Annotated in this window: 11 protein-coding genes; 10 read left to right on the plus strand and 1 reads right to left on the minus strand. The window is 66.0% G+C overall.

The features are described from left to right. The first annotated feature begins 179 nt into the window (after positions 1-179). The 10 genes from G4G71_RS13520 (at position 180) to G4G71_RS13565 (ending at position 16,594) form a co-directional block, all read left to right on the plus strand. Positions 180-959 carry an efflux RND transporter periplasmic adaptor subunit gene (locus tag G4G71_RS13520; RefSeq protein ID WP_169938326.1) on the plus strand — a complete coding sequence of 260 codons (780 nt, stop codon included), beginning with the start codon at positions 180-182 and terminating at the stop codon, positions 957-959. After that, positions 956-2,275: an efflux RND transporter periplasmic adaptor subunit gene (locus G4G71_RS13525; protein ID WP_169938327.1), complete on the plus strand. Its 1,320-nt coding sequence runs from the start codon at positions 956-958 to the stop codon at positions 2,273-2,275. The genes G4G71_RS13520 and G4G71_RS13525 overlap by 4 nt, the downstream gene beginning before the upstream one ends. Next, positions 2,276-4,369: a site-2 protease family protein gene (locus G4G71_RS13530; RefSeq protein WP_169938329.1), complete on the plus strand. Its 2,094-nt coding sequence runs from the start codon at positions 2,276-2,278 to the stop codon at positions 4,367-4,369. It abuts the gene before it with no gap. Then, on the plus strand, positions 4,359-5,168 hold the full coding sequence (locus G4G71_RS13535) for an aspartyl/asparaginyl beta-hydroxylase domain-containing protein (protein ID WP_240964920.1): 810 nt from the start codon (positions 4,359-4,361) through the stop codon (positions 5,166-5,168). Before G4G71_RS13530 ends, G4G71_RS13535 begins: the two co-directional genes overlap by 11 nt. After that, entirely contained in the window at positions 5,168-6,130 is a 963-nt protein-coding gene (locus G4G71_RS13540; protein ID WP_169938331.1) for a sulfotransferase family protein, read from the plus strand. The genes G4G71_RS13535 and G4G71_RS13540 overlap by 1 nt, the downstream gene beginning before the upstream one ends. A 230-nt stretch (positions 6,131-6,360) precedes the next feature. Next, positions 6,361-6,843: a GNAT family N-acetyltransferase gene (locus G4G71_RS13545; protein WP_240964921.1), complete on the plus strand. Its 483-nt coding sequence runs from the start codon at positions 6,361-6,363 to the stop codon at positions 6,841-6,843. An 11-nt stretch (positions 6,844-6,854) separates the two neighbouring features. Continuing rightward, positions 6,855-7,163, plus strand: coding sequence for a DUF6916 family protein (locus G4G71_RS13550; protein ID WP_169938335.1), 309 nt, complete (start codon positions 6,855-6,857; stop codon positions 7,161-7,163). A gap of 67 nt (positions 7,164-7,230) precedes the next feature. Further along, the gene (locus tag G4G71_RS13555; RefSeq protein ID WP_240964922.1) at positions 7,231-7,839 is read left to right on the plus strand and encodes a phage tail protein; all 609 of its coding nucleotides are present in this window, start codon (positions 7,231-7,233) and stop codon (positions 7,837-7,839) included. A gap of 80 nt (positions 7,840-7,919) precedes the next feature. Continuing rightward, positions 7,920-15,044: a DUF4347 domain-containing protein gene (locus tag G4G71_RS13560; RefSeq protein WP_169938337.1), complete on the plus strand. Its 7,125-nt coding sequence runs from the start codon at positions 7,920-7,922 to the stop codon at positions 15,042-15,044. 62 nt (positions 15,045-15,106) lie between these two features. Next, complete coding sequence (locus G4G71_RS13565) at positions 15,107-16,594, plus strand: TolC family protein (RefSeq protein WP_169938339.1); 1,488 nt, start codon at positions 15,107-15,109, stop codon at positions 16,592-16,594. 88 nt (positions 16,595-16,682) lie between these two features. On the opposite strand, the gene G4G71_RS13570 is transcribed toward G4G71_RS13565, so the two are convergent. Continuing rightward, positions 16,683-17,657 carry a DMT family transporter gene (locus tag G4G71_RS13570; RefSeq protein WP_169938341.1) on the minus strand — a complete coding sequence of 325 codons (975 nt, stop codon included), beginning with the start codon at positions 17,655-17,657 and terminating at the stop codon, positions 16,683-16,685. Between the last annotated feature and the right edge of the window lie 75 nt (positions 17,658-17,732).

The following is a 17,732-nucleotide window of genomic DNA, read 5'->3' on the forward strand; positions in this document are numbered from 1 at the left end:
GTCCATTTCCCTCTCGTCCATGATCGCGGCCCCAAGGGCCAGTCCAGAGCGTCTGCTGCTTGCCGCCGGCATTTCATCGGTGCCGGACGGCTGCCTAGCGTACGAAGGATTTCTGCTACGGCCAATATCCGGCGCTTGCGGAGTACCGTAGACTCCCGCGATCTGCCGGGGAGACCACTATGCATAAAGGGATTTGGCTGGGTTTGGGGTTGTCGTTGTGCGCGTCGGGGGCAGCCCATGCGGCGCAGCCCGATCAGGACGACCCGCTGCTGTCGAGCCCGTCGGCGTCCAGCGGGGCCGGCGATGTCCGGGGCATCCTGCGCGCGCGCGACCAGGCGATGCTGTCCAGCGAGCTGGCCGGGCGCATCCTGGAGATGCCCTTCGCCGAGGGGCAATCCTTCCGCAAGGGCGATGTGCTGGTCCGTTTCGATTGCTCCGCGTACCAGGCCCAACTGAACGCCGCACAGGCCGGTGCCAAGGCGGCCAGCGAGCAACTGGCGCACAACCGCCAACTGGCGGCGCTCAATTCGGTAGGGCGCTTCGAAGTCGCGCTGGCCGAGGCCAAGGTTGCCGAAGCCCAGGCTCAGGCTCAGGTCTACCAGGTCCAGGTGCGCCGCTGTGCGCTCACTGCTCCCTACGACGGCCAGGTCGTACAGCGCAAGGCGCAGCCTTTCGAAAGCGTCAGTGGTGGTGCGCCGCTGCTGGAAATCGTTGATAACCGCAGCCTGGAAATCCGCCTGCTGGTGCCCTCACGCTGGGTCGCAAGGCTGAAGGCGGGGCAGTCCTTCACCTTCGTTCCCGATGAAACCGGCCAGCCGCTGCAGGCCGAGGTAAAGCGCCTGGGCGCGCGGATCGACGAGGGCAGCCAGATGCTGCCGCTGATTGCCACGCTGCCGGCCGAGACCAAGGGCCTGCTGGCCGGCATGAGCGGGACGGCACGCTTCGCGGAGACGCCATGAACGCACCGCAGGTCGGCCTGGCCGAGCGGCTCTTCGCCCAGTTCCTCGAGCTGGAGCGCCAGGCCCGCGCAGCAGGAACGGTCGAGCAACTGGCTTATCACATCGTCAACGACGGGCAGGCACTGTTCGGCTACCGCCATGCGGCGCTGCTGATCGCGGGCAAGGTGCAGGCGCTGACCGGCATCAGCGTCGTCGAACCCAATGCGCCCTTTGTCGCCTTCGTCGAGCAGGCCTGTGCCCAACTGCAGAGGCTCGGCGCCCTGGACAAGCCACAGCGCGTCGACTTCCAGGCCCTGGGTGCGCAGCAGCAGGCTGACTGGCAGGCGCTCTCCGCCGGAGACGTCTTCTGGCTGCCGTTGGCGGACCAGCAGGGGGCTGCCTTTGGCGGCCTCTGGCTGGCCCGCGAGCAACCGTGGAGTGAAGCGGAGCAGGCGCTGCTGGTGCAACTGGGCGATGCCTACGCCCACGCCTGGAAAGCCCTGCAGCCGCGCAAGCCCTGGCGAGCGCGTTGGCCGAAGAAGAAATTGTCGATGATCGCCGCCGGGCTGTGCCTGTTGCTGCTCGTACCCGTGCGCCAGTCGGTACTGGCGCCGGCTGAGGTCGTCCCGCTGGACGGCCAGGTCATCGCCGCGCCGCTGGACGGAGTGATCCAGCAGGTGCTGGTCAAGCCCAACCAGACGGTCAAGGCCGGCGACCTGCTGGTGCGTTTCGACGCCACCACCCTGCAAGCGCAGGCGGACGTGGCCGAGCGGTCCCTCGGCGTGGCCGAGGCCGAACTCAAGGCCAACTCGCAACGCGCTTTCTCCGACGCCGAATCAGGCGCCAGGGTCGATCTGCTGGCGGCGCGAGTGGAGCAGAAGCGCGCCGAGCGCGACTACGCCCGCGACCTGCTGGCACGCGCCGAAGTGCGGGCGCCACGCGACGGCATCGCGGTATTCGCCGACGCCGAGCGCTGGACCGGAAAACCGGTGCAGACCGGTGAGCGCCTGATGGAGCTGGCCGATCCGCGCCAGGCCGAGCTGCGCATTGACCTCGCGGTGGCCAATACCATCCGCCTGGCGCCAGAGGCGGAGGTCCAGCTATTCCTCGACAGCGATCCGCTGAACCGCCATGCCGCCCGCCTGTCACGCAGCGCTTATGAGGCCCAGCCCGTCGCCGGCGGGCAACTGGCCTACCGTCTGGACGCGCGCTTCGACTCCGCGCCGCCGCGGATCGGTCTGCGCGGTACCGCCAAACTCTATGGCGAGCGAGCGCCCATCCTGCTCTACGTGTTGCGTCGTCCCCTGGCGGCGCTTCGTCAGACGGTGGGCTTCTAGATGGTATTGCCGGCGCTGCGCGCCGACTTGCAGCTATCGCCAGGCGCCCCGGCGCTGGATGGTTCGCCGCAATGGACACTGGCCGACCCGCTGCGCGGGCGCTACTTCAAGCTTGGCGTGGCGGCGATGCGCCTGTTGCGCCACTGGGCGCTGGGTGATCCGCAACGGGTGCTGCGAGCGGCCAACAGCGAAGGTGGGGATCTGCTGGGCGAACAGGAGTTGCAGCAGTTGCTCACATTCCTCCGCCAGCAGGACCTGATCAGCTCGGCCGACGGCGAGCAGCGTAACAGCTACGGGCAGAAGGCTGCGTTGCAGCGCCACGGGCTGTGGAAATCGCTGCTGCACCAGTACTTGTTCTTCCGAATTCCGTTGTGGCGGCCGGATGCCTTCCTCAACCGCGCCTGGCCCTGGTTGGCCCGCCACGGCGGGCCGCTGCTGCGGATCGGCCTTCCGTTGACCCTTGGCCTGGGCCTGTTGCTGGTGGCGCGCGACTGGGATCGTTTCCTCGCGACCTTCCCGCACCTGTTCAGCTTTGGCGGTGCCCTGGCCTTCGGTGTCGCGTTGCTGTTCGCCAAGCTATGCCACGAGTTCGGCCATGCGTTCATGGCCAAGCGCGCCGGCTGCCGGGTGCAGAGCATGGGCGTGGCGTTCATGGTGATGTTGCCGTTGTTCTATACCGACGTCAGCGACGCCTGGCGTGTCAACGATCGGCGCTCGCGGCTGCTGATCGGAGCGGGAGGCGTACTGGCCGAGCTGACGCTGGCCTGTATCGCGCTACTGGCCTGGTCGCTTCTGCCGGACGGGCCTCTGCGTACTTCAGCCTTCATGCTTGCCAGTGCGACCTGGGTCACCACCCTGCTGGTCAACCTCAATCCATTCATGCGTTTCGACGGCTACTTCCTGCTCAGCGATCTGCTGGGCGTCGAGAATCTTCAGGGACGAGCCTTCGCCTTGTGCCGCTGGCGTCTGCGCGAGGCATTGTTCGACTACGGCGATCCGATGCCCGAGCCCTGGCCTGACGGACTGCGGCGGCGCCTTTTACTGTGGGGGTACGGCTCCTGGCTATGGCGCGCGGTGCTGTTCCTGGGGATCGCGCTGACGGTCTATCACCTGTTCTTCAAGGTGTTGGGCATCTTCCTGATGCTGGTGGAACTGGTGTGGTTCATCGGCCTGCCGATCTGGCGCGAATTGCGCGAGTGGTGGCAGCGGCGCGATCAGGCCCAGCCTGGACGCCTTTTGCTGGGCGCCGCCGGGCTGGCGGCGCTGCTGCTGGTACTGCTGGTGCCCTGGCGTGGCAGTGTGGAGATTCCCGCGGTGCTGGAGGCTACGCGCGCGTCGGCGCTCCACGCGCCGCTGGCGGCCATGCTGAAGCGGATCGTGGTAAGCGACGGACAGAGTGTGGCCGCTGGCGAATTGCTGCTCGAACTGGAGTCCCCTGATCTCGCCGCGCGGCAGAGCATTACCCGTCGGGAAATTGAAATCACCCAGCTGCAATTGCGGCGCCAGGCTGGCCGAAGCGAGACAGCTGCCGATATAGGTGTTCTGGAGCAGCGCCTGGCCGAAGCGGTGGCCGAGTACCGCGGCCTGGCTGCGCAACGCGAGCGTCTGGAAATCCGCGCGCCTCATGCCGGAGTAGTGCGGGACCTGCTGCCCGAACTGGTTCCCGGTCTCTGGTTGTCCCCGAGCCAGGTACTGGCGCGAGTCGTGGAGCCGAGTGTGCGCCTGCGCGGTTACGTCGCCGAGCAGGCGGTGTGGCGGGTCGAACCTGGAGCGGTGGGCCGCTTCGTTGCTGACGATCCATCGCGCCCGGCGCTCCCGGTGCGCCTGGAGTCGGTGGATGCTACCGGTACTTCGCACCTCGACCTGGAAGCCCTGGCTTCCGACCGCCAGGGACCCATCGCCGTCCAGCGCGACGGCGAGGGGCGCGCACAGCCGGTTCAGGGGCAATATGCCGTGCGGCTGAGTGCGGACCAGGCAGTCGAGCTGACGCAGCCGGTGCGCGGAGAGGTGGTGCTGGACGCCAACGGCGAGTCGCCGCTCAGCGCCATCTGGCGAAGGTTGGCGGCCCTGGGAGTGCGTGAAAGTGGCTTCTGACTTCTGCCTGCCGGCCTGCGCCCGGCTGCCGTTGCGTTTCTCGACTCAGGGGCTGGAGGCTGCCGTGGCTGCGTTGCCGGCCAGCGCCTGGGTCACTCATTTCAACACTGCGTACCATACCGGAGGCTGGAGCGGCATCAGCCTGCTCGCCCCGGAGGATTCGAACCACGCGCTGTCGGCGGGGCAGGGCAGTGGCACGCAGCCGCCCTGCGCGACACGCTGGTACGGCCCGCCCTGGCAGGAGCTGTTGCGGCGCATCGAGATGCCTGTGCGTTGCGCCCGCCTGCTGCGCCTGGAAGCGGGTAGCAGCATCCGTGAACACTGCGATCCCGACCTGGGCGACCCCGATGGGGATGTGCGCTTGCACCTTCCCATTCTCAGTGGACCAGGAGTCGAGTTCCTGCTTGAGGGGCAGGTGGTGCCGATGGCGCCGGGAGAATGCTGGTTCCTCGACCTGGCACGGCCGCATCGGGTGGAGAATGTCGGCGAACAGGCGCGGGTACACCTGGTGGTCGACGCCCGGCGTAATGACTGGCTGCGCCGGCAGATCACCAGCGGATTACAGGATACCCCCGCGTGCCGGCCGGCATGTTCGACCCTGGCGTTCGCCGAATTCCGCCGCCAGCTGGAGCGCCGCGCGGACCTTGCCGCGGCGCTGCGGGACCTTCAGGACCCCCGAGACTTCTGCGAGCGCGCAGTGGCCCTCGGAGCCGGGCTCGGGCTGCGCTTTCAGGATGACGATGTCCGTGCGGCCATGCGCCAAGGGCGTCAGGCCTGGCTGGATCAACGGAGTTACTGATGGACGGGTGCGATGACTGGAAAGGCTGGCTGCCGATTCGGGTGTTCGCTGCGGGAGACGACTGGCGGGTCGACTGGTGCTGGTTCGGCTCCACGCCGTTAAGCGAGCCATTCTTCAGTGACAGTGTGCGCCGGGCACTGCGGTTGCCGTTCAACCAGGCGATGCGTCGGGAAAGCTCGCTGGACGCCATGCGTCAATGGCGCGAAGCAAGTCCCGGTGTGGCGCCGAGCCTGTTCATCCATCATGCCTCGCGATGCGGCTCGACCCTGCTGGCGCAACTGCTTGCCAGCGACGAGAAGAACATCGTCGTCTCCGAGGCTCCGGCGTTGGACACGCTGCTGCGCGCTGGGCTGCAGGCTCCGGAGCTTGCAGCCGAAGCGGGCGAGGGCGTGCGTGGGTTGCTCAGCGCCTATGGTCAGCGGCGCCTCGGCACGGAGCAGGCCCTGGTGGTGAAGCTCGATGCCTGGAATGTTTTCCAGGCATCGAGCCTGCACCAGCTGTACCCCATGACGCCGAGCCTGTTCGTCTATCGAGATCCGCTGGAAATCGTCGTCTCGCACCTGCGCCAGCCCGGCATGCACATGGTGCCGGGACTTCTGGGTGCGATCTCTCTGGACTCGTCCGGGGCACTGACTGGAGTCGACAGAATGGCCCGGCACATTGGGCAGATTCTGCACGGCGGCCTGCGGCTCTGCCGTGAGTCGGGGGCAGTGCCAGTGAACTACAGCGAACTGCCGGGTGCGGCCTGGCATCGGCTGGCGGCTCTGTTGCGCGTTGAGGCGGGGGACAGGGAGCGCCTGCAGGCGGTGGCAGCCTCGGACGCCAAGCAGCCCGGCATGGCCTTCAGCCCGGACAGCGAGCGCAAGCGTGCGGCTGCAGACGAGGTGGTGCGAGCGGCGGTGGAACGCTGGGCGAGGGCGCCCTATGTGGCCCTTGAGGCCCTGCGCCTGCAGGAGGCGTAAGGGCGTTGTCGTAGGGGAAATAGTCAGACTGATCGAATTCAGACAATAGTTTGCGAAAAGACTGGTTAGTTGTGTTGGAATCAGGTGGCAACTTGCCTTCAGCATCAGGTAGTCTTGCAGCTAATTGCGTGCGCGATTCAATAACAAAAGGGTGTAGGTGGCTTCCCGGGCTGCCGTATGAAAGGACTCAAAGCACCATGACTTCACTCGCGTTGAGGTTTCATCCCGCCGTGGACGCTGACTTGGCGTTCCTGCGCGCCCTCTATGCGAGCACCCGCTCCGCTGAGTTGGCCCAGGTAGCCTGGGAGCCTGCCACCATCGATGCCTTTCTCACCCAGCAGTTCGACGCCCAGCACCACTACTACCAGGCGCATTTTCCCGACGCCGAGTATCTGGTGATCAAGGCGGACGCCCAGTCCGTCGGCCGCGTCTACCTCCACTGGGGCGCCACCCAGCTGCAGATCATCGACCTTGCCCTGCTGCCCAGCCATTGCGGCCAGGGAATCGGTACCCGTGTGCTCGGGCAGTTGCTCGAACGCGCTGATGCACAGGGCCTGAGCGTCGGCTTGCACGTAGAGAACTACAACCCGGCCCTGCGCCTGTATACCCGCCTGGGGTTCGTCGTGGCCGGCGAAAACGGCGTCTATCTCAAGCTGCGCCGGTTGCCCCGCGCCGTGCCGCAGGCCATCGCGCCTGCCGACGTCCTGTCGTGAAGGAAAACTCCATGTATCCGATGCCCACCCAGCATGACCTGCAGCAGGCGCAAGGTTCGCGCTTCCAGTTGTGGATTGCCCCGGATCAGGCCCTGGACGTCGAACTGCTCGAGGTGCTCGTCGGTAATCCGATGAGCTCCGAGTACGAGAGCTTCAGCGCCGCTTTCGCCCTGCCCGAGCAGTGGGACCTGCCCCAGGCGCTGTACCGCCTGTCCCCACCTGGCGAGGAGGGCTGGCTGCTGCTGTTGACCCCGGTGCAGCCTGCTGCCGATCGCCGCGCGGTGCTCCAGGCGGTCTTCCATACCCGCAAGGCGGAGTAGCGACCCATTCCGGCGGCTGTGAGCCTGGCCGTCATTTCCAGCGATTGGTACCAAGGAGAGGCAATACGTGGACCCCTTTATCGGTGAGATCAAGATGTTCGGTGGCAACTTCGCACCGCGTGGCTACGCATTCTGCCAGGGACAGCTCATGTCGATCGCGCAGAACTCAGCATTGTTCTCGCTGCTGGGCACGACGTACGGCGGCGATGGTCAGGTCACGTTCGGCCTGCCCGACATGCGCGGCCGCAGCCCCGTCGGCCAGGGGCTAGCCCCCGGTCTCGGGCCGATCAACCTGGGCCAGGTCGGTGGTGTCGAGAACACCACGCTGACTACCAACCAGATGCCGCAGCATTCGCACACCGTGACATTCGGTTCGCCGCTGACCGCCACTGGCCAGGCCGCGATCCCGGCTGCGTCGGCCAGCACGGCGACCCAGGCAGCTCCGGGCGCGACCACCGTACTCGGGCCGATCGCCGCAGGCGGCCGCCCGGGCACGCTGTACTCCACCACGGCGGCGGATACTACCCTGCAGCCCTTCACCATCACCTGCAGCGGTAACGTACCGAACGGGACTGCCAGCATTGCTGGCGGTAGCCAGCCTTTCTCTGTGCGCAACCCCTACCTGGGCATCAATTTCATCATTGCGTTGGAAGGGGTCTTCCCGTCGCGCAACTGATCGCTCGTTTTCGACCGTAAAAGCAGTAAACAGTGGAGCGGGGCGCACCCGCTCCCGACCAAGAGCAGTGGAGGTGGGTCATGTGGTGGAACAAGGCGAAGCGTGCAGTACCGGTCAAGGCACCGGTGAAGCCGGCCCTGGCAATGGCGCTGGAACCGCGCATGCTATTCGACGGTGCCGTGGCCGCCACCATGGCCGAGGCCGCTGATGCCAAACCGACCGCCGACACCGCCGCGAAGGACGCCCAGGCGCATCCGGCTCAGGACAACAGCGCCCACGACGCGAGCAAGGACACACTCTCCACCGTCCCCGCCGGCACTTCCGACCACCGCCAGGAAGTGGTGTTCGTCGACGCCAGCGTGAAGGGTTACCAGCAACTGGTGGCCGGCCTCAAGCCGGGTACTGAAGTGGTGGTGCTCGATGCGAACAAGGACGGCCTGCAGCAGATCGCCGATTACCTCCAGGGCCGCTCCGGTATCGATGCGGTCCATATTCTCAGCCACGGCGACGTGGGCAAGGTCCAACTGGGCAATACCTGGCTGGATGGCTCGAGCATCGCCCTGCGCAGTGACCTGCTGACCAGCATCGGCCAGGCACTGGACAAGAACGGCGACATCCTCCTGTACGGCTGCCAGGTGGGCGCCGACGGCGCGGGCCGCTCCTTCGTCGACCAGTTGGCCGATGCCACCGGCGCCGACGTCGCCGCCTCCAACGACATGACCGGCGCCACTGCGCTGGGCGGCAACTGGGTACTGGAAGTCAGCCACGGCGCCGTCGAGGCGGCGGCGCTCGACGTGGGCGACTTCCGCGGCCTGCTGGTGAGCTTCAATGACGACTTCAGCACCAACACCGGGCAAACCGCTTCCTTTACCCGAGTACTGGGCGGCGTCAGCTACACCTATACCTTCACCAGTGCGGGGGACGGCGGCGACACAGCCTGGGAAAACCTCTATGGGGAGGGCAACAGCGCGTCGATCAACCTGCTGTCCGCCAGCCCAAACACCGGAACCACCGAGGTGTTTACCATTGTTCGCACCGATGGTGCCGATTTCACCTTCACCAGCATCTACCTGAATAACGGCGCCGGCGAGACCGTCACTGTCGCGGGGTACCGCGATGGTGTACTCGTCGGGACGGCGCAGACCGTCTTGATGGGGCAGCAGAGGACTCTGAGCTTCGGTGGCATCCGCGTCGACGAAGTGCGCATCAGTGGCAGCGATTTCTTCAACACCAACATCGACAGTTTTGCCGGCGACCCTGTTCCGCCGAGCACTGCCCCGACGGTGACCGCTACCGCCAGCAACCCCAGCTTCACCGAAAACGGCGCCGCCGTGGACCTGTTCAGTGGCGTGGTCGCCGCGAGCAACGATGCCGGCGAGACCTTCACCGGAATGACGCTGCGGGTGACCAACGTCAGCAATGGTGCCAGCGAGTTCCTGAACATCGGTGGCGTCGACATCGCGTTGAGCAACGGCAGCAGCGGCACAATTGCCGGCATCGGCAGCTATAGCGTGAGCCTTTCCGGTGGTACGGCACTGATCACCCTGAGCAGCCTGTCGCGCGATAACACGCAGATGGCGCAGCTGATCGACGGCATCACCTACCGCAACAGCAGCGATAACCCGGGCAGCGCCACCCGTGCCGTCACCGTCGTGACGGTGACGGACAGCGGGCCGAACAACAACAGCGCTTCGCCGAACCTCACCTCGAGCGTTGCCGTCAGCCCGGTGAATGATGCACCGACGCTGAATCCCGCAAACAATTCGGTGGGTTACACCGAGGGTGGCAGCGCTGCTGTGCTGGTGGGCAGCCTGGTGCTGGCCGATGCCGACAGCACGACCTTCCAGGGAGCCACGGTCATCATCAGCGATTTCCGCTCGGGTGATGTGCTGTCGGTGAGCGTTTCCGGTGGCTTCTCGGCGACCTACAACGGCACGACCGGTGTGATGCAGATCAGCGGCAGCGGCTCGCTGGCCTCGTTGCAGGCCGTGCTGCGTTCGGTGAGCTATTCGTCTTCTTCGGACGACCCCACCTTCGGCGGTACCGACATTACTCGCCAGGTCAACTTCACCGTGACCGACGCCGAGGGCGGCACTTCCAACCTGGCCACTGCGCAGGTAACGGTGACCGCCGTGAACGACGCTCCGACATTGTCCGGTGGACCCTACGCGTGGGCCGGCACCAGCGAAGACGCCACGTCGAGCGCGGTCAGCGTGTCCTCGCTATTGTCCGGCGTGAGCTACGCCGATGGCGATGGCCCGAACAGCGGCATTGCCATCATCGCCAGCACCGGCAGTGGCGACTGGCAATACTCCACCGATGGGGTGACTTGGACCCAGGTGGGCAGCGTCAGCGGCACCAGCGCCCTGATGCTGTCGGCCACCACCCAGTTGCGCTACGTGCCCAACGGGCAGAATGGCGAGACGGCGGCGCTGTCGTTCCGTGCCTGGGACGGGAGTGTCGGCATCGCTTCCACTAACGGTGTGCGCAGCACGAGCGACACCAGCACCAATGGCGGCAGTACCGCGTTCTCCAGCGGCACGGCTCAGGCGATGCTTATCGTCAGCAGCGAAAACGATGCGCCCGTGTTGACGCCGACGGCGCCCACACTCACTGGGCTGACCGATTCCGACATCGACAACGTCGGCCAGGCTGTCTCCAGCTTCCTCGGCAGTGTCAGCGACGTCGACAACGGGGCACTGACGGGCATTGCCATCACCGGCCTGAACGCCGGTAACGGCACCTGGCAATACAGCGTGAATGGCGGTGCCAGCTGGCAGAACGTCGGAGTGGTCTCCCTCAATTCGGCGCTGCTGCTGCGCAGCATCGACCGCGTGCGCTTCGTGCCGGACGGCATCAATGGCACCAGCGCAAGCATCACCTACAGAGCCTGGGACCAGACTGACATCACAGCCGGCCTGCAAGGCACCAAGGCCAATGCAACCGGCGCAGGTGGCGGCTCGCCGTACTCCATTGGCAGCGACACGGCATCCATCACCGTTACAGCGATCAACGATGCGCCGCTGATCACCGCCAGCGGTGGCAGCGCCGCGTTCGTCGAAGGCGCTGACGTCGCTTCGACTCCGGTGGTGATCGACAGCGGCCTCACGGTGACCGACGCCGACTCGCCTTTGCTGCAGGGCGCCAGGGTGCAGATCGCCGGCAATTTCCAGATGGGTGAGGATGCGCTCGGTTTCACCAGCAATCCGGCTACCATGGGCGACATTGTCGGCGTCTATGACAGCACCACCGGCACCATGATCCTGAGTTCCGCCGCCGGCGCCACCGCCGCGCAATGGCAGGCGGCGCTGCGCTCGGTGACCTACCGCAACAGCTCGGACACCCCGAACACCTCCACCCGCAGCGTCAGCTTCAGCGTGCATGATGGCCAGCTCGAGAGTGCCGTGGCCACGCGCACGGTGACCGTGACTGCCGCCAACGACGCCCCGCAGCTCAGCCTGCCGGGTGTAATCAACCTCCTTGAAGATTCCTCCCACAGCATTACCGGCATAACCATCTCCGACGTCGATGCGGGCTTGGGCAGCGTTCGGGTCACTTTCACGCTCCCTGCCGGCAGCGGCACCCTGAGTGTGGCGGTCAGCGGTACGATCGCAGTTGGCACGGCGCAGAACAGCGTGATCCTCACCGGTCGGGTCGACGACATCAACGCTTACCTTGCCGGGAATAACCTGACCTATACGCCGCAGATGAACTACTACGGTAACGTCACCCTTGAGGTCAGCGTGACTGACCTGGGTAACAGCGGTGGCCCAGCGCAGACCAGCAGCGGCAGCCTGACGCTGCAAATCGAAGGGGTGAACGATACGCCGAGCACCCCCGTGGTGCCGTCCTCCCCAGTGAGCGGCAGCGAGGACGTACCCCTGGTGCTGACCGGCATCAGCTTCGCCGATGTCGACGCGGGTTCAGGTCTGGTCCAGGCAACTTTCAGTGTACCTGCCGGCAACGGCACCTTCAGTGCGCTGGCGGCAGCCGGCGTGACGCTGACGGGCTCGGGCACCAACTCGCTCGTGCTCAGTGGCACTCTGGCCGATATCAACGCTTTCGTCGCCAGCGGCTCGCTAAGCTACCTTTCGGCAGCCAATGCATCGGGCACTGTCAGCGTGACGGTCAGCCTCGACGATCGCGGCAATACCGGTACGGGCGGCAACAAGATTGCTACGACCACCTTCAACCTGGCCATCAGCCCGGTGAACGACGCCCCGGTGAACAGCGTGCCGGGTTCCCAGACCGTCCTTCAGGACCGCCCGCTGGTGTTCAGTACCGGCCTGGGCAATCGCATTGCGATCAGCGACGTGGACGTTGGCGCCAGCGATGCGATACAGGTGACCCTGACGGCGAACAACGGGACTGTCTCCCTGGCTGGCCTGGGCGGCCTGACGTTCCTTGCCGGCAGTGGAACGGGTGACGGCACGATGACCTTCGTCGGCAGCCTGGCCGACGTCAATGCTGCGCTCGAAGGGCTGATCTTCCAGCCGAACCCCGGCTATCACGGCAGCGCGTCGCTGCAGATCGTCAGCAGCGACCAGGGCGCAAGCGGTACCGGCGGGGTGCAGAGCGACACCGACTTCATCCTGATCACGGTAGATCAGCCCAACCCGCGAATCGTCAGTGTCAGTGCCGGCAACCCGGATGGCACCTACAAGGCGGGCGACCTGATTCTGGTTCATGTCCAGTTCGACCGCTCGGTCTACGTCAACCTCAGTGGCGGACTCCCCAGCCTGTTGCTGGAAACCGGCGCGCTCGATCGCAACGCGATCTATGTGAGCGGCTCGGGCAGCAACATTCTGACGTTCCAGTACCTTGTGCATGTTGGCGACATCAGCCCCGATCTCGATTTCCAGAGCACCTCTGCGCTGCAACTCAACGGAGCGGTGCTGGCCAATGCCCAGAACGATCAGGCAATCCTGACGCTACCGACCAAGGGCGGCGCGGACTCGCTCGCTGGCCGCAGCGATATCGTGATCGATGGTGTGCCGCCGACGATCATCAGTGTCAGCGTGCCGCCTGATGGCAGTTATGTGGCGGGGCAGAACCTCGATTTCACGGTGAACTTCAACGAGAACGTCGTCGTCGACACCAGCGGCGGCACGCCGCGCATCGCCGTGACTCTCGATACTGGCGGCACCGTCTTCGCCCAGTACCTCAGCGGCAGCGGCAGCAGCGCGCTGGTGTTCCGCCTGGTGGTGGGCAATGGTCAACTCGATACCAACGGCATCAGCCTTGGCTCGTCCATCCAGGCCAATGGCGGCACGCTGCGCGACTCTGCCGGCAACCACATCAACACTGGGCTGAACAGCGTGGCGAGTACCTCCGGCGTGCTGGTCGATGCCGTGGTGCCCACGGTCGGCAGCGTCAGCGTGCCGGTCGGTGTTCCCTACAACGCCGGCGATACCCTGACCTTCGTGGTCAACACCAGCGAAGCGGTGCTGGTCAATGGTGCCCCGAAGCTGGTCCTGGACATCGGCGGCCGCACGGTGTTCGCCGACTTCGTCGCCGGCTCCGGCAGCTCGACCCTGGTGTTCCAGTACACCGTGCAGGCCGGTGACAACGACGCCGACGGCATCAGCGTGAGCGGTCTTTCCGCCAACGGCGCCACCCTGCGCGATGCCGCCGGCAACGGCATGAGCCTGACACTGAACAACGTCGGCTCCACCAGCGCTGTCATCGTCGACACCGTGACGCCGACGCCCAGCGCCATCGTCACTCTCGACCCGTCGCCGACCAATGCCGGCAGCGTGCGCTACACCGTGACCTTCAGCGAGAACGTCAGCGGCGTGGACCTGGGCGACTTCGCCCTGGTCGGCACTGGCACCGCCGCAGGCAGCCTGAGCGGTCTGCAGCAGATCGATGGGCGCACTTACCAGATCACCGTCAGCGGCGTATTGGGGACCGGTACCCTGGGCTTGAACCTCAATGGCAGCGCAACCGGCATTGTCGACGCGGCGGGCAACCCCCTCAGCGGTGGCCTGGTCGGCGCGGTGTACAGCGTCGACCGCGATGCGCCGACCATTACCGCGGTCAGCGTGCCGCCGGGCGGGCTGCGCAACGTCGGCAACACCCTCGAATTCGTGGTGCAGACCAGCGAGGCCGTGGTGGTGGACGGCTCGCCGAAGCTGGCCATCGACATGGGCGGGCGCACTGTCTATGCGGACTACGTCAGCGGCTCGGGCAGCAACAGCCTGGTGTTCCGCTACACCGTCCAGGCCGGCGACAACGATGGCGACGGCATCCAAGTCACTGGGCTTTCCGCGAATGGCGGTTCCCTGCGCGATGCTACCGGCAATGCGCTGAACCCGTCCCTGAACGGCGTCGGCGACAGCCACGGCGTGCTGGTGGACACCCGCGCGCCCACGGCGACCGGGGTCGTGCGCCTGGACCCGTCACCCACCGGCGCGAGCACGGTGAATTTCCTGGTGACCTTCGACGAGGACGTCAGCGGTGTCGACGCCGGCGATTTCTCCCTGGTGACCAGCAATTCCGCCAGCGGCAGTATCGTCTCGATCGTGCAACTGGACGCACGAACCTACCGCGTGACCGTCGGCAGCGTGAGCGGGCAGGGCAGCCTGGGCCTGACGGTCAACGCCGGCGGCATCAATGATGCCGCCGGCAATGCCCTGGGCAGTTCCCTGCGCGGCGACAGTTACGTGATCGGCTCGCTGTCCGATGGCGATCCGGAGTTCCGCATCACCACGCCGCCCGTACCGGCTACGCCGTCGCCGACACCGTTGCAGCCCAACGTGCCGGTGCTGGTCACGCCGCAAGGCACTTCGCCGGTGTTGCCGCCCTCGCTGTTCCAGAGCGAAGGTGCCGGTGGCCTGCCGCCGCTGGGCAATATCTTCGTGCAGAACGGTGCGCCGTCGCAGAGCTTCATCGCCCAGGCCTTTGGCAGTTCGTCGTTCGGCGATGGCGGTGGCAAGGGCTTCCTGGGCTTCGGCGGCGGCGATGCGGGGGTATTCGGCAGCAGCACGCTGGCGGGCATCTTCGATCGCAACGGCAGCGACGAGAACACGCCGCTCAAGGCCTTCGACCGCCGCAGCGGGGATATCGACCAGGGTATCCGCGGCGTCTTTGGCGCGCCGAGCCTGGCGCAGCAGCTGGAGCAGATCCACGAATCCGAACAACAACCAGTGCGTGAGCTGGCCTGGGCGCTGGGGCAGGTTGCCCAGGGCCGCGACGCATCCTGATCAGCACATCTAAAAGCAGAACAAGCACAGGAACGAAGCCGTAACGAGGGGGACGGCCAGGGATGAAAAAACACACAACTTTGCTAGGGATCAGCTTGTTGGCGCTTGCCGTGTCGGGCTGCGCCGTTACTACGCAACCCATCGACCGCAGCGTAAGCGAGCAACGTGCCCGCGACGACCTGCGGGCTATGTTCAAGGATCAGGAGCCGCTCAGTGGCTCGCTGACCCTGCACGAGGCCATGGCCCGCGCGGTGAAGTACAACCTCGAGTCGCGCCTGAAGGTGATGGAAGAGGCGCTGTCGCGCCGACAGCTCGACCTCGCTACCTTCGACATGCTGCCGCGCATGGCGCTCGAAGCGGGTTACGCGGGACGCAACAACCAGAGCGCCTCCAGTAGCCAGAGCGTGCTGACCAACACCCAGTCGCTGGAACCTTCCACCTCGCAGGACCGTGACCGCGATGTCGCCGACCTCACCATGGTGTGGAACGTGCTGGACTTCGGCGTCAGCTACGTCAGCGCCAAGCAGCAGGCCGACCAGCGCCTGATCGTCCAGGAGCGCCGGCGCAAGGTGGTGCAGACCATCATCCAGGATGTGCGCTCGGCCTATTGGCGCGCCGTCGCCGCGCAACGCCTGCTGGATCGCATCGACGCGCTGATGGCGCGGGTCGACAGTGCGCGCAAGGACAGCCAGCAGATGAGCCAGCAGCGCATTGGCGATCCGGTTCAGGCACTGGGCTACCAGCGTGCCCTGATCGAGGCCAGCCGCCAGCTGGAAGAGCAGCGCCGCGCGCTGTCCCTGGCCAAGACCGAACTGGCGACGCTGATCAACCTGCCGCTGGGCACCGACCTGACCCTGGCAGCGCCGGAAGGCTACGATGTGCCGGAGTTGAAAGTGGGCATCGAGCAACTGGAGCAGCAGGCCCTGGCGAGCCGCCCGGAACTGCGCGAGCAGGACTACCAGGCGCGTATCAGTGCCGCGGAAACCCGCAAGGCCATGCTGCGCCTGCTGCCGGGCCTGGAATTCTCCGCCGGTGGGCACTACGACTCCAACAGCTTCCTGGTCAACAACCGCTGGGCCGACTACGGCGTGAAGGTCACCTGGAACCTGTTCAACGTCCTGTCCGCCCCGGCAGCCATCGATGTCGCCAAGGCCGGCGAAGACGTCAACGTGGCGCGTCGCCAGGCCATGTCGATGGCCGTTCTGGCACAGCTCTACGTGGCCAACGCCAACTACAACGAGGCGCGCCGGCAGTTCGTCACCACCCAGGAACTGGCCAGCCTGGATAACCAGATCGTCGGCCAGTTGCGCAACCGCCACCAGGCGCAGGGCATCGGTGAACTGGACCTGATCCAGGGCGAGCTCAACGCCCTGCAGGCTGACCTGCGTCGTGACCTGGCCTATGCCGAGCTGCGCAACAGCTACGGCCAGGTGTTCGCCTCGGCCGGCGTCGACCCGCTGCCCAGCAATGCTCCGGACACGAAGCTGAGCACGCTGGCCAATGGTCTGGCCGAGAAGGAACACCAGCTCGATAGCGGCAACGTGCAGTAAGACGCGGGTGAGGCACTGGTGCGCCAGGTGAATGGCGCACCAGTGCACGAAGCCACGGTGTCAGCGCGCAGGTCGGCAGCGGATACGCTCAACCTGCTGCCTTGCAATCCTCGGCCTGCGCTTTCGGCGCAGGTTGAGGCGCAGCCGCCTTGGCACCGGACAACCGCGACACCCCGAACAACACCAGTGCCAGGCCGGCCAGTTGGTAGATCGAAATCGCCTCGCCCAGCAGGGCCCAGGAGGCGAACACGGTGAGTACCGGCCCCAGGTTGCCGAATGCCGCCGCGTGGGTGGCGCCCATGCGCTGGATGGCCAGCGCCATCCAGTAGATCGGCAGCACGGTGGAGATCAGTGCCATCAGGGCGCCGTAGAGCCACACCGAGCCGGGCAGGGTTACCAGCTGCTGCGCGTCGCCGGTCACCGCGTAGTGCCCCAGCACCATTACCGACGAGGCGATGCCGGCCAGCGCGGCCAGGCGCATCGAGCCGACACGCTGGATCACCGCGGCGGTGCCGATGTAGTACACCGCGTAGGTCACGGCGCTGGCGAAGACCCAGATGGCGCCCAGCAGAATCTGCCCGCCGCTGCCTTCCACCTTGATGTCGTGCACCAGTGCAATGCCCAGGCCGAGGTAGCACATGGCCATGGCTACAAGGGTGCGCGAGCCTGGGCGTTCGCGGGTCATGGCCATCTGCAGCAGCAGGACCAGCGTCGGGTAGGTGAACAGGATCAGCCGCTCCAGGCCCGCGCTGATGTATTCCAGGCCGTAGAAGTCGAACAGACTCGACAGGTAATAGCCGACCAGCCCGAGCAGCAGAATGCGTACGCCGTCAGCCAGCGAGAGCCGTGCCTGTTGCGGCCCCCGGCTGAACCACAGCAGCCAGAGGAACAGCGGCAGCGCCAGCCCCATGCGGATGGCCAGCACCGTGATCGCATCCACGGGCGCGGCCGCATAGGAGAGCTTGACGAAAACCGCCTTGAGGCTGAAGCCGGTGGCGGACAGCACGGCGAAGAACACGCCGTTGTGCAGGCTGCGCTGATACAGGGAAGTCAGATTGTTCATGTCGGCGGGAACGCAGGGCAGGAGAAAGGCATTATTCTAGGGAGAAGGCTGCGCCGCTAGAATCCTGGATTGGCG

The organism is Pseudomonas multiresinivorans (assembly GCF_012971725.1).
Classification (GTDB): domain Bacteria; phylum Pseudomonadota; class Gammaproteobacteria; order Pseudomonadales; family Pseudomonadaceae; genus Pseudomonas; species Pseudomonas multiresinivorans.